The organism is Prevotella veroralis DSM 19559 = JCM 6290, from assembly GCF_000377625.1.
GTDB lineage: Bacteria > Bacteroidota > Bacteroidia > Bacteroidales > Bacteroidaceae > Prevotella > Prevotella veroralis.
Genome location: NZ_KB898334.1, coordinates 25,461 through 46,561, shown reverse-complemented (window position 1 = coordinate 46,561; position 21,101 = coordinate 25,461). Strand labels below are relative to the sequence as shown.

At 38.2% G+C, this 21,101-nt stretch carries 24 protein-coding genes; 5 read left to right on the top strand and 19 right to left on the bottom strand.

All coding sequences use genetic code 11. The annotated features are described in order from the left end of the window. Window positions 1-292: 292 nt before the first annotated feature. Window positions 293-1,567, top strand: coding sequence for a replication initiation protein (locus D464_RS0109370; protein WP_024985814.1), 1,275 nt, complete (start codon window positions 293-295; stop codon window positions 1,565-1,567). 51 nt (window positions 1,568-1,618) lie between these two features. Here D464_RS0109370 and D464_RS0109365 read toward each other — a convergent pair whose 3' ends face one another. Both D464_RS0109365 and D464_RS0109355 read right to left on the bottom strand, forming a co-directional pair. Beyond that, window positions 1,619-2,119, bottom strand: coding sequence for a hypothetical protein (locus tag D464_RS0109365; protein WP_024985813.1), 501 nt, complete (start codon window positions 2,117-2,119; stop codon window positions 1,619-1,621). A gap of 238 nt (window positions 2,120-2,357) precedes the next feature. Next, entirely contained in the window at window positions 2,358-2,690 is a 333-nt protein-coding gene (locus D464_RS0109355) for a hypothetical protein (protein WP_018911170.1), read from the bottom strand. 734 nt (window positions 2,691-3,424) lie between these two features. Between D464_RS0109355 and D464_RS0109345 the strand changes: the two genes are divergently transcribed. After that, on the top strand, window positions 3,425-3,811 hold the full coding sequence (locus D464_RS0109345; protein ID WP_024985812.1) for a hypothetical protein: 387 nt from the start codon (window positions 3,425-3,427) through the stop codon (window positions 3,809-3,811). Window positions 3,812-3,879: 68 nt separating this feature from the next. On the opposite strand, the gene D464_RS0109340 is transcribed toward D464_RS0109345, so the two are convergent. From D464_RS0109340 to D464_RS0109295, 10 genes are all read right to left on the bottom strand, one after another. After that, on the bottom strand, window positions 3,880-4,191 hold the full coding sequence (locus tag D464_RS0109340; RefSeq protein WP_018911167.1) for a hypothetical protein: 312 nt from the start codon (window positions 4,189-4,191) through the stop codon (window positions 3,880-3,882). Between the two features lie 62 nt (window positions 4,192-4,253). Beyond that, a complete protein-coding gene (locus D464_RS13750; RefSeq protein ID WP_167319246.1) occupies window positions 4,254-4,403 on the bottom strand; it encodes a hypothetical protein in 150 nt (49 codons plus the stop codon). A gap of 74 nt (window positions 4,404-4,477) precedes the next feature. Next, window positions 4,478-5,056, bottom strand: a complete 579-nt coding sequence (locus tag D464_RS0109330; protein ID WP_018911166.1) for a hypothetical protein — start codon at window positions 5,054-5,056, stop codon at window positions 4,478-4,480. A 20-nt stretch (window positions 5,057-5,076) separates the two neighbouring features. Beyond that, window positions 5,077-5,331 carry a hypothetical protein gene (locus tag D464_RS0109325; protein ID WP_018911165.1) on the bottom strand — a complete coding sequence of 85 codons (255 nt, stop codon included), beginning with the start codon at window positions 5,329-5,331 and terminating at the stop codon, window positions 5,077-5,079. A 916-nt stretch (window positions 5,332-6,247) separates the two neighbouring features. Beyond that, entirely contained in the window at window positions 6,248-6,823 is a 576-nt protein-coding gene (locus D464_RS0109320; RefSeq protein ID WP_018911164.1) for a hypothetical protein, read from the bottom strand. Between the two features lie 764 nt (window positions 6,824-7,587). Beyond that, window positions 7,588-7,821, bottom strand: a complete 234-nt coding sequence (locus D464_RS0109315; RefSeq protein WP_018911163.1) for a hypothetical protein — start codon at window positions 7,819-7,821, stop codon at window positions 7,588-7,590. 191 nt (window positions 7,822-8,012) lie between these two features. Beyond that, the gene (locus D464_RS0109310; RefSeq protein ID WP_018911162.1) at window positions 8,013-8,726 is read right to left on the bottom strand and encodes an SH3 beta-barrel fold-containing protein; all 714 of its coding nucleotides are present in this window, start codon (window positions 8,724-8,726) and stop codon (window positions 8,013-8,015) included. A gap of 36 nt (window positions 8,727-8,762) precedes the next feature. Continuing rightward, complete coding sequence (locus D464_RS0109305; protein ID WP_018911161.1) at window positions 8,763-9,125, bottom strand: hypothetical protein; 363 nt, start codon at window positions 9,123-9,125, stop codon at window positions 8,763-8,765. Between the two features lie 771 nt (window positions 9,126-9,896). Next, window positions 9,897-10,211 carry a hypothetical protein gene (locus D464_RS0109300; RefSeq protein WP_018911160.1) on the bottom strand — a complete coding sequence of 105 codons (315 nt, stop codon included), beginning with the start codon at window positions 10,209-10,211 and terminating at the stop codon, window positions 9,897-9,899. Between the two features lie 110 nt (window positions 10,212-10,321). Next, the gene (locus tag D464_RS0109295; RefSeq protein WP_018911159.1) at window positions 10,322-10,816 is read right to left on the bottom strand and encodes an LPD11 domain-containing protein; all 495 of its coding nucleotides are present in this window, start codon (window positions 10,814-10,816) and stop codon (window positions 10,322-10,324) included. A 381-nt stretch (window positions 10,817-11,197) separates the two neighbouring features. Here D464_RS0109295 and D464_RS0109290 point away from each other — a divergent pair, with 381 nt between their 5' ends. From D464_RS0109290 to D464_RS0109280, 3 genes are all read left to right on the top strand, one after another. Beyond that, on the top strand, window positions 11,198-11,419 hold the full coding sequence (locus tag D464_RS0109290; RefSeq protein WP_018911158.1) for a hypothetical protein: 222 nt from the start codon (window positions 11,198-11,200) through the stop codon (window positions 11,417-11,419). Between the two features lie 1,355 nt (window positions 11,420-12,774). Further along, complete coding sequence (locus D464_RS0109285; protein WP_004359671.1) at window positions 12,775-13,233, top strand: hypothetical protein; 459 nt, start codon at window positions 12,775-12,777, stop codon at window positions 13,231-13,233. 20 nt (window positions 13,234-13,253) lie between these two features. Continuing rightward, the gene (locus D464_RS0109280; RefSeq protein WP_004384107.1) at window positions 13,254-14,642 is read left to right on the top strand and encodes a DUF5458 family protein; all 1,389 of its coding nucleotides are present in this window, start codon (window positions 13,254-13,256) and stop codon (window positions 14,640-14,642) included. Window positions 14,643-15,191: 549 nt separating this feature from the next. Here the strand turns inward: D464_RS0109280 and D464_RS0109275 are convergent. From D464_RS0109275 to D464_RS0109240, 7 genes are all read right to left on the bottom strand, one after another. After that, complete coding sequence (locus D464_RS0109275; RefSeq protein WP_018911157.1) at window positions 15,192-16,253, bottom strand: relaxase/mobilization nuclease domain-containing protein; 1,062 nt, start codon at window positions 16,251-16,253, stop codon at window positions 15,192-15,194. Beyond that, complete coding sequence (locus tag D464_RS0109270; RefSeq protein ID WP_018911156.1) at window positions 16,243-16,668, bottom strand: plasmid mobilization protein; 426 nt, start codon at window positions 16,666-16,668, stop codon at window positions 16,243-16,245. Before D464_RS0109270 ends, D464_RS0109275 begins: the two co-directional genes overlap by 11 nt. A gap of 380 nt (window positions 16,669-17,048) precedes the next feature. Then, on the bottom strand, window positions 17,049-17,438 hold the full coding sequence (locus tag D464_RS0109265) for a DUF3408 domain-containing protein (protein WP_018911155.1): 390 nt from the start codon (window positions 17,436-17,438) through the stop codon (window positions 17,049-17,051). 479 nt (window positions 17,439-17,917) lie between these two features. Further along, a complete protein-coding gene (locus D464_RS0109255; protein WP_018911154.1) occupies window positions 17,918-18,607 on the bottom strand; it encodes a hypothetical protein in 690 nt (229 codons plus the stop codon). A 322-nt stretch (window positions 18,608-18,929) separates the two neighbouring features. Next, window positions 18,930-19,124: a hypothetical protein gene (locus D464_RS13955; RefSeq protein ID WP_018911153.1), complete on the bottom strand. Its 195-nt coding sequence runs from the start codon at window positions 19,122-19,124 to the stop codon at window positions 18,930-18,932. A gap of 258 nt (window positions 19,125-19,382) precedes the next feature. Continuing rightward, window positions 19,383-19,799 (bottom strand): hypothetical protein, encoded by a 417-nt coding sequence (locus D464_RS0109245; RefSeq protein WP_018911152.1) that lies wholly within the window; start codon window positions 19,797-19,799, stop codon window positions 19,383-19,385. Next, window positions 19,796-21,094, bottom strand: coding sequence for a site-specific integrase (locus D464_RS0109240; protein ID WP_018911151.1), 1,299 nt, complete (start codon window positions 21,092-21,094; stop codon window positions 19,796-19,798). Before D464_RS0109240 ends, D464_RS0109245 begins: the two co-directional genes overlap by 4 nt. Window positions 21,095-21,101 lie beyond the last annotated feature (7 nt).

The following is a 21,101-nucleotide window of genomic DNA, read 5'->3' as shown; positions in this document are numbered from 1 at the left end:
TATTATGTAACCTTTTGAGAACTATTATGTAACCTTTTGAGAACTATTATGTAACCTTTTGAGAATGAATAACACCTTCTTTTTGCTTGTTAGTACAACTTAGATTTCACTATGAAAAGATGAAGTTTCTTTGCGTATATGAAAGAAAAGAAATATCTTTGTATTGTCGTTTCGAGACACTTTAATACAATTGCTGGTATAGTAGACAGTTGTCGCCTCCAGTACCCTTTAATATATTTTCGCTACGACCTTATAAGGATTTATCCAAAAGAAAAGTTTAAAGGGTTTAAAAATGACAAAACGGATTTTTACTTTGATTGAGAATGGAGGAACGACAGGAAGTCCTTTCAGTTTCAGCAATCTATTGATGCGCTCACCATTACGCTATACCATGATGGAGCGACGTTTTCTTTATAAGTTGTCAGAAGCAATTAAAATGCGCTATGAAGAAATGGGATTGAAGATGCGTGAAAATTGGGAAAAACTTGTCTTCAATATGACAGATAAGGATTTATCATCGATAGGAGGCAACACCAATGTTGTTCGAACTTATAAGACCGTTCGCTCGCTTGCTCAAAAAGCAATCATTCAGTTTCACAATAATGAGAAAAATCAACTTGTCATAGATTATTTTCATTGGATAGATGCCTTTCGCTGGAATACAGCAACAAATGATTATACTGTGCGTGTTTCCCCAGAGCTATATGATTATGTTATCTGCCTAACTAAATCATTTACAGTTTTAAATCTTCACACTGCCATCTTACTCGAATCAAAGTATTCACAGAAATTCTATGAGTTCTGTTGTCAGTACTCAGGTGATTTTCGTTTTGTAGACCCATCTACCCCGAACGAAACATATAAGAAACGTGTTTTCAAGATGTCTGTTGAAGCATTTCGTTTTACTTTTGGACTTTCCGAGCTGCATGACCCAAAGACTGGTGAGTTGCTGGAGAAAGAGAAGTATACTCGATTTAAAACGATGGTCGAGAAAGTTATTATTCCTGCACAACAGGAACTTTATAAGTTATATAGAGAAAAACGTTCAGATGTATGGTTTGATTATGAGGTTGCAGAACGCTATGGACGTGGGCGTAATGGCTCTCCAAAGTCTTTACGCTTTTACATCTACACACGTGAACACCCTAAATCTAAAGACTCAGAATTAGACCGTCCATGCAAAGAGGGGGAGTATCTTTTTCCCTATGAAGAAAATAAAACTAAACGTCCTGCTAAAAGAAAACAAATCAAGCAAACCAACTGGCTTCAACTTGATGAAACTTTTCAAAGAGATACCATATTACAACTACTTAACAGCTATTTAGATAAAGATGAAGTAGATTATTACATGGAAAAAATAGATAAAGAACAGCTACGATGTAAGGAAAGTTACTCTCAGGTAATCCAGGTTCTTTATGAAAAGCAAAAACAACCTAAGTTTGTGCAAGGAACAAAGAAATATAAGCAAAAAAGCCTCATTGATTTTGTTTTTGCAAAAAACTTACAAGAGTATGGTTGGCACATAGAACCACAAGAACATAAGCAATTAAGTTTTAATGATAACTGATTTTTTAAACCCTAAAAGGAGCCTCTGTCGTGAGACAGGGACTCCTTTGCCTTAGTACCGGTGGAATGATACCTTTTGTTTATTCTTCATATATTGAAGAATATTTTTAGTTTCATTACCTTCTTCATCAAGAGTATCAATTAAAACAGTTCCTTCATTGAGTAAGATTTTAATCTCTGAAATAGTCAGCCTATGACCATTATATATTCGTTGTATTCTCAACTTATGAGGTTGTTTGCTATCGGTAAAGCTCTTATTACCAACAACAATTCTACCAATTCCAGAGATATAATCAACCGTATTGTCAAGACGTATAGAATACCCATCTAATACAGGAATAGAAGAAAAAACATGTCCTGAGTTTGTCGAGAAACCATCTAAGATAATTCTTTCTCCACCAAGAATAATCTCAGCCTCTTTTTTGTCAATGTATCTGTTACAGATATAATAGCTAAAATTAAAGCTACAACATTCACATTGGTATCCATGACTATTCATGAATATTCTTTCTCCACAAATAGGACAGGGGCTTGATAAGTGTATCTTTCCCATGATATACAGATTTAAACGTTATCACATAGAGACTTAGTGATGTTACGTCCTTGCTTCGTTGCGCCTATCCATAAACAAGCCATAACCACAAAAAAGATAAATGCAATACACTTATGAAAATCACCAGGATGCTCCACTATTATGAGGTTTATTGCACTTGCTACAAAACTAATCAGTATTATTAGGTCTTTCATTTAAGTAAGTATTGTGGAGAGATGGTTAGTCTCTCCGTTTCCTTTTAGTCAGTTACTTTGTAGAAGTATTCAAGCTCTTTGCCTTTGAGGTTCTCTTGCGCCCATAGGTCGGCTTCTTCCCAAAGTGTGTTGTACACTCTTGCAACGGCTTCATTCTCCTTGTACCATTGCCAAATTTTGTGATTGAGTACCATTACAAGCTCTGTAAGATAAATATGATTGCCTTTCCATGCGTTGAAAGCTCGTTTGTAGGTATCTTTGATAGCAGCGATACCAAACTTGTCTGCAATGGAAAAGTCCATCCAAAATGTGGTCTTTTGCTCATAACCCATCATCATAGGGTCGATGTTACTAACTTGCAATTGAATTGTCTGCATAAGCTAAAAGTTTTAATGATTTGATACTTTTCCCTTTAGTTCCCACTTTTTAAAGTGGGGCTGCTCGGGATTGAATTTTTATGTGCATGGAAAAAGCGTGGATGGAATGGATGTGCAAGGAATTTTCAGTAGATTTTTCATGGAAACCCAATTTGTCTGTAAGAGAAATTGCGGTGGGTTTGTGAAAAATCTGCTGAAAATAGCGATAGCGGTACTTTCACAGGAATGGAAGCAACGCTACCTTTGCACAATAAAAATCAATGCAGAGTAGCAACACAAAAGTAGGCAACGCCTATAATCACAGGGCTTCATAGAAGCTAATTAGGGCTACTTACAAGAACAAAACTTACGATAGTGTGTTTTGCAGAGGGCTAAATGAAGTCAGTGCTATTTGGCTCTGACGAATGGATTATGTAACAAGGGCTATTTTGATGTAAATAGGGTTTGATAATATTAAAATTAATCGGATTTCAAAGCATGACATGAAAAAAAGGTATATCCATTTGCTTTTAAGTTCGATTTCTTGTAACTTTGCAAACATATATTAATCGAACATATGCTTATGGCAAACATAGACTATGCGAGAGCCTCGGATTGAGCTATGCAAAGAGGTGCTGGCAAAGAGAAACAGGGCTATGGGTACAGTTCTATAAGACAAGTATTTCCGAATAGCTGATAAGATTATTGATATTGTGTAAAGTCCGCCTAAACTTAAATTTGAAAATAAATAACTAATGAACAAAAAATCTTTCTTTATCGGCATGTTGTCGGGCATAGTCCTGACAATAGCGGTGTTGTTCATTATTGGCTTTGTAAGCCAAAAGAACAACGAAGACGATGCTATACAGCGTCTTGAAAAGCCTGTAAGCTATGAAAACAAAAAGGAGACATCATTCAAGGTGTTTCAGGTGATTGGAGAAGATGCTGCTTTAGCAAAAGAAATCTCTGACAAGAAATTAGATATGTATCTTGGCAATACGGTTGTGCTAATTGGTAAGGATTTTTATAGTGACCAAGTGATTACCATGAAAAATCCTCAAAGGACAGGAACGTATAGCTATATGAACAATGGCGGTATGCCTATGACAGTGCCTATCATTGAAGGAGATAAGGTGAATTAAAGCCTATAGATTTAGAAGTATTACCCCACTGATATTATTCTATTATGAATATCAGTGGGGCTTCTTTTTCATTCCTCGGGTAATTCGTCCAATATACCATCAATATCTCCGAATTGAATATCATTATATCCAACTTCGTAATACTCATTATCTTCGTCGGGCATAATGAGGATACCGCTTGAAGGGGTAACAGGATACTTCACTGCCATGACCTTTGCATCTACATGACCATCACAAGTAGAAAGCTCGGCAATTACATATGGGAAGTCAGCATACCAATGAAACTCCTTGTCGGTTCTGTTGCGCAATGCTTCGTTTAAAGCTCTTACTTCTTCTTCCTGGATAGTAGCATATTGGTGATAAAAATCTTGATGTTGCATATTGTTGTTTTGTTTGAGGAGGGACGATTACTCCCTCCGTTATCTATTATTACTCTTCTGTCTTAAAACTGCTTTAAGCAAATCATACCTCCACTAATGAGCATATCTTTGTGTATTCTTACCTGCCTGTCACGGTCAGCCGTAGCTGCATAATCATTATTTACGTATACTTGCTGATAAATAACAGTTGCGTTTGGTGATACGACGGTCAAAACTTGAATTATAGTTGGTATATTCATAATATTGTTTATTGTGGAGGGGTGGTTAACCCCCTCCGTTACCTTCTTTATGCTACATACTCGAACTCATGAACATAGATGTAGTTTTCGCTATCATCTTGTATCTCGTTCCATTCGTCTATCTCTGCCATCGTGACTGCTTCTTTCTTCAATAACTGAGCCACATAAGCCAAGACTTGTTTCTCTGTGTCGAAATATTCACTAAAGTAATCTCCGTCAATGCAAATATCAACATAGTAGCTATCTGTGAAATACTTGCCATCACAATCATTAGTTGCATAGACTTCACAACCACTTTCCTCAACGATGTAGTAGATAGTTAGTCCGGGCATGAGCTTTGCCAAAAGATGACGAAAATCGGTTGCTCCCCATGCTTCTTCTGCTTCTATACGAAGAACATCATCTATCATCTCATACGTTTGAATGAAACCACGCAAATAGTTGTTCTTCATCTGTTCGTCCGTCGCTCCTAACATTTTAATGATATTGCCTTCCCATTCCTTTGAAGCGTTTTCTTCAACAGGCTTTGTATTGCCTTTGACAAAACCATCAATAACATTAAATACTCTCTCTAAATCGCTTTTGCTACCCTCGATAGCATAGCTTGTACTTGCCCAATTTGCCATATTCTATATCTTTTAGTTATTTATTTTCCATACTTCATTACATGCTCACAAATCTCAATTGCTAAGTCATGAAAATTTGGTCGTTGCAATATACGCTTTAACATCTGATTGTCTCGTGTTTTTACGCACGTGAAATTCTCTAAGCAAAATGTATATCTCTTGTCATATACTATTTTCATTTTTACTCCATTTACGGTTATCAACCCCTCTGTAATCTCCACCTCAAAAAATCCTTTTGTCTTTGATGGATAAATACTATCTACTACCTTAATCATAATCCTTGTTGTTTAAAGTGATACATTTCCCTTTCGTTCAACTGCTATTGCAGCATCACTGTCGGGCTTTCAAATTTTACGTGCAAATGAGGTAGCAAGGTCATTAGGAAGATAAACAAAGTAATTTAAGGATATTCTCATGGAAAACCCAAATCTTTGATTTGCGGAAGGCTGCCGTGAGAATATCCTTAAATAGCGTAGCGGTACTTTGTGTTCTTACGACCTTGCTTACCTTTGCAAAGGAAAATTAAAGCCAGACAAGTGTATGCAAGGAGTGTAAACGACAACAAAGAATATAGGGCTTTGCCCAAGGATAAGAGGGTAAAGAATAGCTGTATTGCCGTAGGCTTTAAAACAAGATACTGTCATAACCGCTCTCCCAAAGTCCCTTGAAAACCTCTGTCGAAATGTTTCGTAGAACATGAGACTGTGATTTTCATGGGATTAAAACAGCACAGACTGTTTTAAGGGTTTCGGCGTAGCCTGTGTTTTGTAAGGAAGAAAGGAAAAGCACGCTCATATAGATTTTAGTGGAAGTCTGTGATAGCAGACTTTCTGCAAAGTCTATATGAGAAACATGCGTTCCTGATGTTTTACAAGACATTGGCTACGCTGGAGGATTAGTAGAAAACGTTAGGGAAAAGTTAGAAGTTCAAAACTTGCGATAGCGTGTTTTGATAGGGTAATAGAAGGCTTTGTATACATTACAGCCTTGTATTAAGGGATATAAAAATGAATGAGGGCTTTTATGTACCAGTGTGCTACGACCCACAGGAGTAGCACACGAGAAATATGCGACGAAAAACCACAGACTTCTTCAACAGATAAACTCTAATAAGTTTATCATCATAGAATGAAAACTATCTTTTAATTTCATAAAAGGCAATGGAGAGGTGGTTAGCCTCTCCGTTGCCTTTCATAACACTACATATTCCATTTCAATTATATTGATGAAATTATCTTTGTTTCTATGTTCTTCTATCCACTCTCCAATTTCGTCGATTGTGACATCCTTTCTTCCCATTAACTTGGAAACAAATATTTTCATCTCATCTTCAGTTCTAAAATATTCATGAAATGTTGTACCGTTTATACAAGCATGAACTAAGTAGCGCTCTGGAAAATACTTACCATCTGTATCATTTGAATTGTAAACGTGGTTTTCCCACTTCTCAAAAATATAATAAATTTTCAGCTTTGGCATTAGCTGTGCCAATAGGTATCGAAAATCGCTCACATGGCATACTTCTTTTGTCTCTATTCTCAGAACATTCTCATCAAGTTCATAAGTATCAATGAACCCGTGAATATTATTTTTACTTAGCTGTTCTTCTGTAGTACCAAGTTCTTTCAAGATGTTAGCCTCCAAACTATCACACGAACCTACCAAAAAGTGCTTACTCCCTGTCATAAAGTCAAAGAGCTTATACAGTCTCCTTAAGTCTTCCTTGCTACCCTCTATGCAGTAGCTTGCTTTTGCCAATGTTGCCATAATTCTAATTGTTAAAGTGATACATTTCCCTCTCGTTTAACTGCTTTTGCAGCATCACGATCGGACTTTCAAATTTTACGTGCAAATGAGGTAGTAAGGTCATTAGGAAGATAAGCAAAGTAATTTAAGGATATTCTCATGGAAAACCCAAATCTTTGATTTGCGGAAGGCTGCCGTGAGAATATCCTTAAATAGCGTAGCGATACTTTGTGTTCTTACGACCTTGCTTACCTTTGCAAAGGAAAATTAAAGCCAGATCGTGTATGCAAGGAGGGTAAACGACTACAACGAACACAGGGCTATGCCCAAGGATAAGAGGGTAAAGAATAGCTGTATTTCCGTAGGCTTTAAAATAGGATGATGTCATAACCGCTCTCCCAAAGTCCCTTGAAAACCTCTGTCGAAATGCTTCGTAGAACATGAGACTGTGGTTTTCATGGGATTAAAACAGCTCTGTCTGTTTTAAGGGTTTCAGCGTAGCCTGTGTTCTGCAAAGCAGAAAGGATAAGCACGCTCATGTATATGAGATAAGTGCGTTCCTAATGCTTTGCAGAACACTGGCTACGCTGTGAGGATAAAGCAGAAAACATGAGGGAAAGTAAGAATGAAAAACTTGCGATAGTGTGTTTTGATAGGGCAAAAGGGAGGTTTTGTATATATAATCAAGGGCTTGTAAAATGAAAGAGGGCTATGATAGATCTGTGCTGCGACCATTAGGAGCAGCACACAGCAAAAATCCGTGGCGACAAACCACGGACTTTCTTCTAACGGATAAACTTTGATAAGTCTATCATCATAGAATTATAAACAACTTTCTCATATCCCTCGTTCTTTAATAAAGCAAGTTCATGTCTTGCATAAGCATCAGCTTGCAGTTTTGTTTTCCAACACTTACTACATTTTGGACGATTAGGTCGCATGGTGTCTACTATAAAGAACTCTTGGTAAGTAGGGGTATGCTTCGTGCGCTTGAATACATCTATTCTTGGATACCTCATTTTCTTCTATACGTTTCAAAGTTATACATATTTTCATCACACTGCGGACAATAAAAGGGATAGTCCAATACTCGTTCATACTGCACTTCATGATTGCATTTAGCACAATATCGGTGTGTTCGCTTCTTAGGATTTGCTTGTTTCATAAACATATAAGTTTGTGGAGGGGTGGTCAAGCCCCCCGTTGCCTTTTATAACTCTGCAAGTCTCGTTGTTGCCTTTATGATAAGGTCTTTCAGTTGTTCCTTATTCAGCTTGGGCAATAAGTCAATGACCATAAAGTTCTCCGTGTCCTCAATATCTATACCTTTCTTTGCAAGAATGGTCTTAATGTCAAGCTGACTAAAGTCATTATAAGACTTACCACTTGTCACTTGTGGCTCTTCATTGTTTGTGAAGATGTTGTTTACCTCAATGCTTGATGGCTCACCAAAACCAATGAAAGCGTCAATACGAAATTTACGTTCTTCTTGCTTGTCTGTGTCATAATAGCAAAAGTATTGTCCCGTAATATCTATATTATCCGAAAGAATGCCATGTGCATATCTCACAGAACCATCAACTTTACGATAAGCGAAAGCCGTAACTCCGTCTTTCTTCATCTTCTCTTTTAGCTTAACAACAAGTGCAAGACAAATATCATGATGTTCTGCTATTGTCCCTTTACGAAGTTCGCCTACCTCAATGAGATTGTCAATGAGAAACGACCTCCAAGCCTTACAATCTACATCATAGTAAGCAAGTGTAAATTTGCTATGGTGATGAATGCTGTTGCCCTTAATGGTGTGTCCTATACCATATAGCGTACCACACGCATGACGTTCTGTGCCGTCTTTCTTACGATACACGAAAGAAACAATGCCTTTGCGAAGTTTCTCAACTAAAGTCTCAAATAGATTTTCCATATTGATGAGATTGTTATTTGTTTATGTAAAACATCGTCAAGCATTAAAAACTTGACGATGTGATATTTCATTTTCCCTTTCAAGAAGTTCTTCTATGTCTTCTGTTGAATTTACCTCGGTCTCCTTGAAGTAGAAGTGGGTGTCAAGTGAGCCGTTCACATAGCAATCAAAGTCTTCTCTATCACAGCCTTTATTATCAACATATTCATACACAACTTTAAACCAAAGTATATCCATCAAGCAGTTTCTTACATTTCGTATATCAAATCCTGCACTCTCAATAGCATCGTCTAAATCTTCACTTGTCCAATCGTAACCAAAATCAGATTTGAAGTTTTCAAACTTATAATCTTCCTTACAGAAGCCTAACGATAGCAAGATAGCATAGTTGTTTGTCATAATTCTTGTTGCTAATAAGTAATACATTTCCCTCTCGTTCAACTGCTTTACAGCATCACGGTCAGGCTTTCAAATTTTACGTGCAAATGAGGTAGTAAGGTCATTAGGAAGATAAACAAAGTAATTTAAGGATATTCTTATGGAAAACCCAAATCTTTGATTTGTGGAAGGCTGCCGTGAGAATATTCTTAAATAGCGTTGCGGTACTTTGTGTTCTTACGACCTTGCTTACCTTTGCAAAGGAAAATTAAAGCCAGACTGTGTATGCAAGGAGTGTAAGCGATAACAAAGGATGCAGGGCTTCGCCCTAAACTAAAGGGTAAAGAATAGCAAAGTTGCCGTAGGCTTTAAAACAAAATACTGTCATAACCGCTCTCCCAAAGTCCCTTGAAAACCTCTGTCGAAATGTTTCGTAGAACATGAGACTGTGATTTTCATGGGATTAAAACAGCACAGACTGTTTTAAGGGTTTCGGCGTAGCCTGTGTTCTGTAAAGCAGAAAGGATAAGTACGCTCATGTATATGAGATAAGTGCGTTCCTGATGCTTTACAGGACACTGGCGAAGCTGTCGAGGGATAAAGCAGAATCATTAGGGAAAAGCAAGAAAGAGAAAAACTTGCGATAGCGTGTTTGATAGGGCTATGATTGATGTGTGCTGCGACCATCTGGCGCAGCACAAAAAAGAAGCTGGCAATCTTTAAGAAAACCAGCATCTAAGATGATATATACACTTATTCTTACAAAAGGATTACGCTAAACCAAAAGTGAATTTATACGATTTCAAAAGTATAAACGTAATCACCACTTCCTGGGTCATCATAATTAGCATAGAACTTTACTTTTCTTGGCTCAACTTCTGCTATTGTAGCATTGTCTGCTAACAAGCTATTTCCATTCTTTAGCTCAACAAAGAAGCGTCCAATATAGTCAGATTTATATCCCCATGGAAAGAAATCATATAGAGAGCAACCTTTCTCACGGACATCATAGCCGAAGAATCTTGCACACTCCTCAATTTTCTCTCTTAGTTCGGTTTCTGTTGAAACATTAGCACACTCGTTTCTGAATTTCTCGATTGTAAACATAGCTTTTAGTTTTATGACTGTAAATTTAATAAATTCTCTACTTGCATGTAAGTTGCAAGTAGAAAAATAGATATAAAGATTACTTATGCAGTGTAACCATATACAACATATTATTGGAAGTTGCTTAATTCTGCTTTACGCTCCAACTTCACAATATCCTCCCATGAACACCATTCAGGTTTTAAGTCTTCGGGTATTTCGTGCCAACGTCTCTTTAGTTCGTCTATAGTTTCCGCAATGGTATCACCCCAAAGACCATATTTGTCATTGTGATAACGAAAGTCTTGCTTATCACGTTCTTCCTCGCCTGTCTCTCCAAAATATGCTGTCAAATCATTGTATATCTTCGATAACATCATATATTTTCCTCTGAAATGATACTCTCTAACTTCTATATCTGTGATAGGGTTTATGATTTCAAAATCACACTGCAAAGGATACCCTGGTTCTCCGTCCATATCATTAGATGGATGGCAATGATATAACTCTGTTGGAATTGCGTTAGTAGCTGTATTTAGGTCAAGGTAAAAATTACCTTTCTCATCCTTGTAAGCAATGTTCCCACTGTAGTTTCTTCCCACTCTCTGCAACTTTAATCTTTCCATATGTGTTATTTTAAAGTGAATACTTTTCCCTTTAGTTCTCTACTTTTTACAGCAGGAGACTATCGAGCTTTCAAATTTTACGTGCAAATAAGGTAGTAAGGTCATCAGGAAGATAAGCAAAGTAATTTAAGGATATTCTCATGGAAAACCCAAATCTTTGATTTGTGGAAGGCTGCCGTGAGAATATTCTTAAATAGTGTAGCGGTACTTTGTGTTCTTACGACCTTGCTTACCTTTGCAAAGGAAAATTAAAGCCAGATATGTCTACTGTAGAATAGTTGAAAACTAATCAAGATAGATATTTTGAAGATTTATCACTCAAAATATCGTATATAGGGCTTATTTTGTAACTTTGAGGTAAATCAAAGATAATAAAGGACTATGGTAAAGGTAATACATGTGCAACTGATGGAAGGGAGGAAGAACTATTATTTCGGATCTATTCCTGCAATTTATAGTGTACTGACAGCAGAAAATATTGGTATCAAGCAACGTTCACTGGAAAGAGTAGGGCTAAGTAAAGGAGGGGTGGTGTTAAACAAGAAGGCTATCATTCGAGCTTCGGAGTTGATTAGGGCAAAAACGAACCGCAAGGGAAAGTGATTTGCAAGTGGCGAAAAATCCGATAAATGAAACGTTTGATATAATCTGATATGAAAGGTTCGATTCCTACTTTTTATGACTTCTGTTATTCATTGAAAAACAGGTAATTACAAATACTGAAAAATATTTACATAAAAAAGCGTTTTTCAGGATTGAACAAATTTTCGGAGAAAAAAGTGGGGCAAAAAGTGGGGCAAAAAGTGGGGCAACTTTGGGGCAAAAAGTGGGGCAACTTTTTAGTATAGATAAATAAAAAGTCCCTAAGTTGTTGTAACTTAGGGACTTAACTCGCTATGCGAAGCGGAGAGAGAGGGAAATGGACTTCTATACAAAATCATTAAAGATTTATATCAAATCATGTCAAAGTTATCAGGACATCAAGAAGTTACTGATATAATTTGATATGATGTTTTATTTATTGATAACTTAGGTTCTAATACTCCGTGAGAAAAAGTGGGTCAAACAGTGGGTCAATTTTTAGGGTCTTCTGGAATTTGGAGTGATAATAATTAGTTATTAATAATCAACTACTTACACCATTGCTCATATATGTTAAACCCTTTATATACGGAGAATTATAATCATAATGTGCTAATTAGTAGTGCAGGAGTTACTATAACTTATAGATTCACTTCATTTAGTCTAAATCCATTATTAATGAGAAGGTTATGAAGAGACTTTTGTCTCAAACTTTGAGTATCATTTATAGGTTATCACTCCAAATGTCGGATGAACCAATTTTTAGGGGGCAAAAACACCTACATTATTTCATAACTTGTGAGGTTTCGGGAAAATATTTTACAACAAATAAAAGTAGGTCAAATCTGAATGCTTGTACGCTTGCATATAAATGTAAATCTCATATCTACAGTATATTACGTAATTATATTATTGTGCCATTGGTAATATCCCATACTTAAAAAAGGAGAATTGTTCTCATTAAAGAACTATATTAGTGGATTTTAATTATTGGTACTTAAGATGGTAAAATTGTTATATGAATGTCTTTCTTACTGCGAGCACAATCTTATTTACCATTTTCTTTTTCCTGCTACACTAATTCTTCGCAATAACAGTCCCTCCAACCCTATTTTTGGTTTTTACGAATTTATCTATGAACTGCTTTTTATCCGTAATGAACTTTTATAAAATATCTTTTTGTATAATGATGTTTTGAGGAGATAGTGCTCCATGAACAACCTTTTTTGAGTAACTCCATCAATAAAATATAATAAAAATTAGCTTATAAATGTCTTTTCACATTTAATTTACGAGAATTACGTATAAATTTTATAGCTTTGTGCCGGATTTGAGTATATTTGTAACTTATTAGATAAAACTTAAATATAAGAAATATGGCCATTTATGATTATGGAATTGGAGGAAATGAAGTAAATGTTGACGCTAATGAGTCAATTGCCGACATCCCTTCCAACAGAACTTTGTTAGTACAGAAGTTAACCGATGAGGCTCCAGCCAGTCCTGAAGCGGTTTATGGTTTACAAACAGTAGAAGATGTCTTTGAACATTTCTCACCATCTGTTACACTTGAGATGCAAGATGACAACGGTGAAGATGTCACAGAGACAATGCACTTTAAGAATCTTGGAGATTTTGACTCAGAAAAGTTAAAAGAGCATAGTGCTTTCCTTAGTAAACTTGATGTAGAGAAAGAGCAGAATATAAAGATTGCTCGCCAACTTTCATCAAATAAAGCCTTACTGAAAGCTTTGGCTAATCCTGAAACCCGCCAAGCTGTAATTGATTTGTTACAGAGTTCACTTGACGAAATTAAGAATACAGAAGCCAAGTAAGAATCAAAATTAAATTAAAAATGGACAATAATAAAATAAAGGCTAAGGAACAGCAGGCTCCTTCTATTAGTAAAAGTACTATAGCACAGCAGGGAACCACCTCTGCAGCTAACGCAATAGACAAGCTGAAAGAATATGGTGGTTTTACTTTCTTAGAGAATATCATTGACGGCTTTTCTAATCTGAATCCTACACGCAAGGCACGCCGAAACATTTTCCTCTCTGATGCACAATGGGAGAATGAACGTAAGGTTCTTGCCAATCGTCTTGAGGTTTGGATTGATCTTTTAAAATCTGGTCAGTCTGCTGAACAAATGAGAGATAAGGCTAAGGAAAGAGCGTTGCATGTTGAGGACTTACTGAATAAAAATCTTAGTAAGGTTTTGGCTCGTACACGCGAACTTGAGACTTCTTACCGTTCAGTTGCTTTATTCTATCGCAATACAGAGAGTCAGAAGGTAAAGAACATAACGATTGTCAATGCTGAAATGGATCAATTGAAAGACTTAGACAATCCAGTTTTCATTGACTATATCAGTAATGAGCTTAAGCATAACTTCGATCGTCTCGATCTCCGCCGCAACTATTCTTTGCTTGTCATCCCTGGATATTTAGGTTCTAATGCTGTACTTGATAAGTGGGGTAAGATTGCACACAGCAATAAGGTAATGCTCCTAACCGACTTCCAGGATTTAGAAACACCAGACGATGTTGTTGATGTCTTCTTTAATGCTGACCATTCTGGTGGTGATATATACAAGTCAAACATTATTATGACATGTAACTGGCTTTTAGGACGCCAGAAAGTAGTACAGGTAGGAGAAGAAGACAATCTTTACGTTCCAGGCTCATCTGCACTTGCTGGTAAAATCTACAGCACATTGATGTCACAGGTTGTTGCTGGTAAGAAATTCGGTGGTCTTAATGATGTTGAGAGTGTACGTTTTGATTTGAAGAAAAGCGAGATTTCTGAAATAGAGCGCATGGGTCTTGTACCAATGGTCAACGAGTATAGTAAGGTGATGGCATTCTCTGCCAAGACACTCTTCAATGGTGATAACCTTGGATTGCAGACATACTCTGTTGTTCGTGTATTCGATTATATCTCTAAGGTTCTTTTCGACTTCCTGAACCGTCGTGCATTCGAGAACTGGACTACTCGTACAGAGGCTGACTTGAGAAGTCAGATTGTGAAGTTCCTTGATAGCATACAAGGTCCAACACGTCTGATAGAGAAATTCCGAGTGATGAGAATTGAGCAAGATCCAAACCAAAAGGATCGTGTATTACTTGATATTCACATTACTCCATACTTCCCTGCAAAGAGTTTTGTTATTCAGCTTGAGGGTCGTAAGGGAGAAGAGCCAGAAGAGGCTAACTGGGAAAGCCAGTACTCACAAGATAAATAGGTTACTCTTATTTCTGGGTCTTCAGAAAGTTAGAGTGATAAGACTTGTTTCTTACACACAGATTTTTAGATGTAATGGACATTTAGTAGGCTGGCTATTCCAGCCTACTTTTTTTGTATTTATGAATCCATCTATAAACTTCTTTTGCAGACAAGGTTTTGAAAAATCATTACATGACTTCAAAGGAAACATCTATAAATAACGGCAAAAATACATATACGAATCAGGTCTGCAATCCACAGAAAATCAATTAGTTATAACGCAATAAAGTAAAAGGTGCTTTATTGGACTTCAAAAGGGCACCTACTGCACGTCAAGATAATTATAAAAATATATCTGTCTGAAAATAAAGAAGTTACCTTATTGGTAAAACTAAATAGGTAACGATTTGGAAACGAGCGAAATGCTTTGTGTCGCTGTTTACTGCTAAAGAAAGAACGCTTGTTATTCTGTCTGCAAAGATAATACTTTGTTAACGAATAACAAGCGTTTTTGATGAGATATTCTTCTTTCTGCATTTTCTAATATTGTTTGTTGCTGGAAAAGTGATTATATTCTTCTTCCTCGTATCTTCTTCCTGTTGGCTTGGTTTCTCAATTTGCGTTGCCATGCTGTTTCGGCATGGTCATCGCCCTGTGCGGTTGGTGTAATCAAATCGCCTAATCCTTCCACCACTTCGTCGGCTGCACCAACAATGGTGTCTGCCACTGTACTAATAGGATTCTGCACTTGTGAGGTGTCATTGTCTCGTGAAATTGAGGAACGGCTTGGAGGTACGAGTTGATAACCAGTATCAGGGCGTTCGTTCTTTTCTGTTGCTTCCTGTATTGTTTGGTGTGGTTTCCTTGATTCTTCCTTGTTGGTTGTTTCAAAGTTCTTCTGCAGGGAACGGTAGCCGAACTCTCTGCCGATTTCGGATGCCTTGAATGTATGTTCTCTGTATGAGAACTTCAATCCATAGACCTTGCCCTGCTTGTTCTTCATGCGCCCTATGGAAATTCCGTTCTTGTTCAACTCGTAGAGGAACATGGAATGCCCTGTGATACCCGTACCTTTGTACTTGTCAAGCAGGGAATAACAGATTTGCTGCACCTCTTTCTTGGTTTGCTCTCTCGTCTGGCTGACTTTTTCCTTTTGGTATTTCCTTTCCGCCTTGACCGCCTTTGCGATAGTCAAGTTTTTCTCCCTGCTTATTTCCTCTGCCACCCTTGCTGCCCTGTTGCTCACAAAAGTGGTATCATAGACTTCTCCGTACAGACTGATACGGTTGGCGATGATGTGAATGTGTCTGTTGTCGGTGTCCTTGTGCGTTACCGCCACCCATTGATGGTTGTCAAGTCCCATTCGCTTGGCAAACAAATGGGCTATCCGCATCAGTTCGGACACGGGCAGTTTTTTCTCGTCCTGCGGTGCGATGCCGATTTCGATACGGAGAAACTTGTTCCTGCAACGGCTGTTGTAGTCGCTGATCACTTTCATTTCCTCATAGATTGCCTTTGGTTCCCTGCTGCAAAGATTGTGGAAGGCAAGCCGATAGCCGAGCTTACCTTCTCTAAAAATATAGTCCAAAGCCGTGCGGCCGTGGGCTATCGCCTTACATTTACCTATCATCTCTCTTCAGATTTAAGACCTTATATACCTCATCATCCACACGAAAATGAGGGTCGTAAAACCGCTTAAATGCTTCTTTGGCACATAAGGAAAGGTTCTTTGTGATGAGTACCCATCTTTCGTCCTTGACTTTGATGAGATTGGAAACCTGCCCGTAGAACTTTCCTGTATGTTGAAGAATGGCAATGGCTTCCCTCTCATTGTCTGTCATCTTGGGAACAGCTGTTACTTCTCCGTTAAGGAGTATCTCACGGCAGTAGTCAGAGAACTTCCGCCCTGTGCTTTCCGCTTTTGATTTGATACGTTGCTTTTCCTCTAAGGTACATCTTACCTTGATGAACTCCGTCTTGTTCATCCGCTGTTCTTCCTTATTCTGTTGCTGCCATCGGGCAGTTTTTCCCTTGTATCTTTTCATATAAGTTTCTTTGAAAGTTTATCATTGTAGATGGTTTGTTATTTCTTAATTCCTGAATGCTGACCGATGAGAACGGAGTGATTACGGTCTTATCTCCCCGATAGTCTGACGAGGGAGCAAGCGCTGTTTGTGGGTACAAACTGACGTCTTGCAATGCTACCGAACAAACCATTTACGCTTAAAACGTTTTATAGCCTAAAAACGAATGCCGTGCATTCTATGACCAACTGCATTCGTGGTATTCTCACAGAGAACTAAGCTGAAGAAGAAAAGGTAGACCCTTTTAGCAAAAAAGGTAGACCTATTTGCTCGAAAAGGTAGACCTATTTTGAGGAAAGGGTAGACCTTTTTCCAGAAAACCGTCTACCTTTTCTTACGGCTTACAGTCTTCTCCATTTCTCTATGTCCTCACCATATTCCTCCAGATGCTGACGAACGATGTTCTCAACAAAGCTTGAAAGGTTGCTGCCTCTGTCGCCTAATCTACGCACAATGAAGTCGGCACGCTCCTGTGTTTCCTTGCTCAGATAAACCGCCTTGCGGTTGTTTAACTTAGTCGGTACAAGAAAGGCTTGCTTGTAGGCTTCAAGTGTTTTCTTTTTCATCTTGGCACTGATGCGTCTTTGAACGGTTGCACGCTCAGTGTTCTGTGCAGGTTCAGAGTGCATGGTATTCTCTGTGTCCTGCTTGTTTGTTGGCCTTTCTCTTTCAGGAACCGCAGTCGCTTCTTGTGAAGTAGATTCGTCCTCTGCTAATAGGGAGAAAACCATCGTTTATTATTCTCCCTTTTTGCTTAACATATCCCATATCTTGAAGGTCGAAAACCAGTATGGCGTAGTCTGGGTGTTCGCTTATCCATCGCTTTAAACGCTGGTATTGAATAAGAAAATAGGCAAATGCCAGAGATAGAACAACTAATATGTAGATGAAATCGCCCTTCTGAGAGAAGATAACTCTGGGCTTTGAATCATCGGAAGAAGGACTGTTAGAGTTCCGAATTTCGGTATTGTTAGAAGACACTTCCCACTCAATAGTTTTGTAACAGAACACACAAATACTGATAAAAAGAAGGGTACCGCTAAGTGTTACAAATTTAACGCTCCGTCCTAATAGGTTGTTCCATCGATCGAGAATGGGGGCGGTCCATTTAAAATATAGCAAAACAGCCACCAAAAAGGATAGTAACCACAAACTTAAAATCCAAAAAAATCAATGATCATAACCTATTTTTTTAACTTGTTTCTTTACTTTAGTTATCTCTATCGGTAACTGACGAAGTATCATGAATGTTAAACTTGTCTTCCATAGCATCTTCTTCTACAATGTATTGATGCCCTGCCAACAAATCAAGGTCCATTTTTTGGCCGAACAAACGCCTATAACTGCCTTTTCCATGAAGTTCTCCCAACCAGAATTGGTACTTATGTTTGCCTGGCAACACCAAGTATTTATAATAAGACAAGATGTATCTTCCGCCACAAGATTCCTTATTATCTATGCTGAGTATAAATATTTGGCGAGGCGGCATCTCGGGTATCACCTTGAAAATAAGTATTGAATAGTGTGGGTGTCTACTTATCCACCATATTAAACGTAGGTGTCGGATAAGCGGAATTATAGAAATAACAACTATTACAACTAACATCAAGAAGTAATCTGCCTCGAAAATGGGCTTCGACTGTGGGTCGGTAAGACAGGAAAAAAAGTGGGATATTGATTTGAATTCTATGTTATTCTTCGCTTGATATTCCTCTATATATACGTAAGAATGTGCTATAAAGCTTAAAAAAGATACTTCAAGAGCCGAAAGAACTACAATACGACTTTGCTTTATAGGGTTGTTCCAACGCACATGAGACGGGTTTACCAGGTAAGAAACAGCTAAATAGCTAATTACCCACCACAAAAATAAACAGAAATAGAGTGTACTTGCGTCCATATTTATAAGGTAATATTACTTTATTCTTTACGATATTATTTTGCCAAAACAACGAGTAGAACACCCCGAATGGTAACATTCAAACTCTCTGTTTATGGTTTTCATTCTCCATTTTACGCATATTAGGAGCAAAACAGCTTAAAGATATGTTCAAAGAAGGCAACGAAGGGTGTTCTTGTACGACGTATAAACCACCCGATTTTAGTTCTATCTCTACATCATAGTCGAACATTTTCTGCGAGCTATACCCTCGAGGCACCGATGTTCGCTCCCAAACCACAAAGTTAATTTTATGCTTTCCTGGTGGCACCAAGCATTTGCCCTAAACAGAAAATATATTCATTTGCTTTCCAACCAATAATATCATATCATCGAACAGCTGCGGACGTTCTACACAAGACTTAAATGCTGCTTTATAACTAATTTTTAGCGTAGCCGTGTCTGTTTGCCCACAAATAGAGCTTAGTTTAAACACGGCAGCTAAAAATATGAGTATTATTTTGTATCTATATTTCATAGGTGTTTTATTGCATAACGTAATTGTGTACTATATGACTGCAAAAATACATAATTTATTCCAACCCCCACAAATTCCAGATTAAAATAATATGTTTAAAGGACAACTATATTGTAGCCTGTAGTTCTATGGTAGTAATAGTAAGGACTTCCAACTAACTACAATGTAAACCTTTCTTTTTCAATACATTATCCCTTAATGTAGTTATGTAGTAAGATATAATCGGTGAAAGAAAAAGGAAAGATAAGAAATAATCAATTAGTTATTCGTGTTACCGGACAGAAATATCGGTGTTATCACGGATGCAGGTTTCTTCAATCTCTGACAGATATACTCTCTAAATAAATGGGCTTCCGCGCTGTCCAACTGAAAAGACAGGGCGATGATGACAGGAAGCGGATAGAGCGGAGCATAACCTTTTAGTTGTTCGTTGATTATGACTTCCTCCTCACCTGCAACCCTCTCATCGGGATGCAGGTTAGGGGATTTCATTACCGTTTGCAGTCTGTGGTTGAGTTTACTCCACGTTACGCCGAAGAACCTTGCAAGTTCTCCTTCCGCCATAACGATTTCGCCATTCCCCTTGCGAACGACCTGTATTTCATCAGTCCAATCGAAATAACTACGCTGATTGTTTACGCTTATTTTTCTTTTGGGATTATTGATAGCCTTCATGCTGTTTCCTCCATTTTATGAGTTATTACATTTTCCGAAAGTTCACCAGCCTCTCTCTTGGCAGTTTCTTTCTCCTTTGCTGATTGCTTGGCAATAAGCCTATCCATATCCTCGGAAATCTTGTTGTCCGTTATCTGCGCATAGATCTGCGTGCTTGATATGGAAGCGTGTCCCATCATCTTGGCTATACTCTCAATGGGGATTCCTGCATTGAGTGTCATGGTGCCGAAAGTATGCCTTGCCATGTGGAACGACAACCGTTCCTTAATGCCGCAAGCCTTGCCCACAATGCTAAGTCTGTCGTTTATCACGCTCCGGCTGCATTCATGGGGGAAGACAAGGCTGTCGCCTTTTTCTTTCACCGTCTGCTGTTCTTCGTTTCTTGCCAGCTCTTTCCTATAATAGTTGATGATAGCTTCCGCTATGGGATGTAACGGCACGACAAACTCAAGCTTTGTCTTCTGACGCTCCTTGCGTATATATCTCTGTCCGTCTGCTGCCGTTTGGATATGGCTGTATTCCAAATTTTCCATATCAGCGATAGCCATACCTGTGAAGCAGGAGAAGACGAACATCAGCCGTGCCAATTCCGATTCTCTGTCGTTCATCCTCATTGCCATAAGTTTCATTACCTCGCTCTTTTGCAGAAAGCGTATCTTCTTTTCCTCCTTCTCATACTTGGCGTTCTCAAAGGAATTGCAGCGGATAATCCTCTTGCTGACCGCACGAAACATCAGTCGACTCAACCAACAGAGGTTAGTATTGACAGTCGATGCTTTCAGCCCACGCTTTTTCAGGAAGAAACGGTATTCCTCAAACAGACTCTCCGTAATGGTGGTGATAGATATGTCTTGTACTCCTTTGTTTTCGATAAATTCTCGGAGATTTTTATCAGAATAGTAAAGGTTCAGATAAGTCCCCTCTGCCCTTGACCTGCCCACACTCTCCTTGACGGCTTGCAGCTCCGCCCTGCTCATGGCAAGGAGTGTGGTGGGATTGGTGGCAATACCCTGCAAGCGGTTTTTGATAAGTTCCACGCTTACCACTCCTTCCCTCGTCAGTATGTCCCGATAGGTGTTCTCTACCAATTCCCTGAACTCATTGATTCTTTGGTTGGTCTTCCTATTGGTTGTCAACCCCTGTTTGCTGTTCCACCCGGAGGGATTGCACTCTTCACCTGTGGTAATGGCTGTGCTCTTTCCATCGATGGTGATACGGCAGAGAATGGCGGTATTGCCGTCTGTCTTAGTTTTCTGTCTGTTGATATAGAACAGTATCTTGAATGTACTTCTCATAATGATT

Coding starts and splice junctions, on each gene's coding strand:
- D464_RS0109370 (WP_024985814.1), top strand. CDS start 293: ATGACAAAACGGATTTTTACTTTGATTGAGAATGGAGGAACGACAGGA.
- D464_RS0109315 (WP_018911163.1), bottom strand. CDS start 7,821: ATGAGGTATCCAAGAATAGATGTATTCAAGCGCACGAAGCATACCCCT.
- D464_RS0109295 (WP_018911159.1), bottom strand. CDS start 10,816: ATGGAAAGATTAAAGTTGCAGAGAGTGGGAAGAAACTACAGTGGGAAC.
- D464_RS0109310 (WP_018911162.1), bottom strand. CDS start 8,726: ATGGAAAATCTATTTGAGACTTTAGTTGAGAAACTTCGCAAAGGCATT.
- D464_RS0109355 (WP_018911170.1), bottom strand. CDS start 2,690: ATGCAGACAATTCAATTGCAAGTTAGTAACATCGACCCTATGATGATG.
- D464_RS0109345 (WP_024985812.1), top strand. CDS start 3,425: ATGAACAAAAAATCTTTCTTTATCGGCATGTTGTCGGGCATAGTCCTG.
- D464_RS0109300 (WP_018911160.1), bottom strand. CDS start 10,211: ATGTTTACAATCGAGAAATTCAGAAACGAGTGTGCTAATGTTTCAACA.
- D464_RS0109240 (WP_018911151.1), bottom strand. CDS start 21,094: ATGAGAAGTACATTCAAGATACTGTTCTATATCAACAGACAGAAAACT.
- D464_RS0109265 (WP_018911155.1), bottom strand. CDS start 17,438: ATGGTTTTCTCCCTATTAGCAGAGGACGAATCTACTTCACAAGAAGCG.
- D464_RS0109340 (WP_018911167.1), bottom strand. CDS start 4,191: ATGCAACATCAAGATTTTTATCACCAATATGCTACTATCCAGGAAGAA.
- D464_RS0109325 (WP_018911165.1), bottom strand. CDS start 5,331: ATGATTAAGGTAGTAGATAGTATTTATCCATCAAAGACAAAAGGATTT.
- D464_RS0109365 (WP_024985813.1), bottom strand. CDS start 2,119: ATGGGAAAGATACACTTATCAAGCCCCTGTCCTATTTGTGGAGAAAGA.
- D464_RS0109330 (WP_018911166.1), bottom strand. CDS start 5,056: ATGGCAAATTGGGCAAGTACAAGCTATGCTATCGAGGGTAGCAAAAGC.
- D464_RS0109245 (WP_018911152.1), bottom strand. CDS start 19,799: ATGAAGGCTATCAATAATCCCAAAAGAAAAATAAGCGTAAACAATCAG.
- D464_RS0109275 (WP_018911157.1), bottom strand. CDS start 16,253: ATGATAGGTAAATGTAAGGCGATAGCCCACGGCCGCACGGCTTTGGAC.
- D464_RS0109290 (WP_018911158.1), top strand. CDS start 11,198: ATGGTAAAGGTAATACATGTGCAACTGATGGAAGGGAGGAAGAACTAT.
- D464_RS13955 (WP_018911153.1), bottom strand. CDS start 19,124: ATGAAATATAGATACAAAATAATACTCATATTTTTAGCTGCCGTGTTT.
- D464_RS0109305 (WP_018911161.1), bottom strand. CDS start 9,125: ATGACAAACAACTATGCTATCTTGCTATCGTTAGGCTTCTGTAAGGAA.
- D464_RS0109280 (WP_004384107.1), top strand. CDS start 13,254: ATGGACAATAATAAAATAAAGGCTAAGGAACAGCAGGCTCCTTCTATT.
- D464_RS0109270 (WP_018911156.1), bottom strand. CDS start 16,668: ATGAAAAGATACAAGGGAAAAACTGCCCGATGGCAGCAACAGAATAAG.
- D464_RS0109255 (WP_018911154.1), bottom strand. CDS start 18,607: ATGGACGCAAGTACACTCTATTTCTGTTTATTTTTGTGGTGGGTAATT.
- D464_RS0109320 (WP_018911164.1), bottom strand. CDS start 6,823: ATGGCAACATTGGCAAAAGCAAGCTACTGCATAGAGGGTAGCAAGGAA.
- D464_RS0109285 (WP_004359671.1), top strand. CDS start 12,775: ATGGCCATTTATGATTATGGAATTGGAGGAAATGAAGTAAATGTTGAC.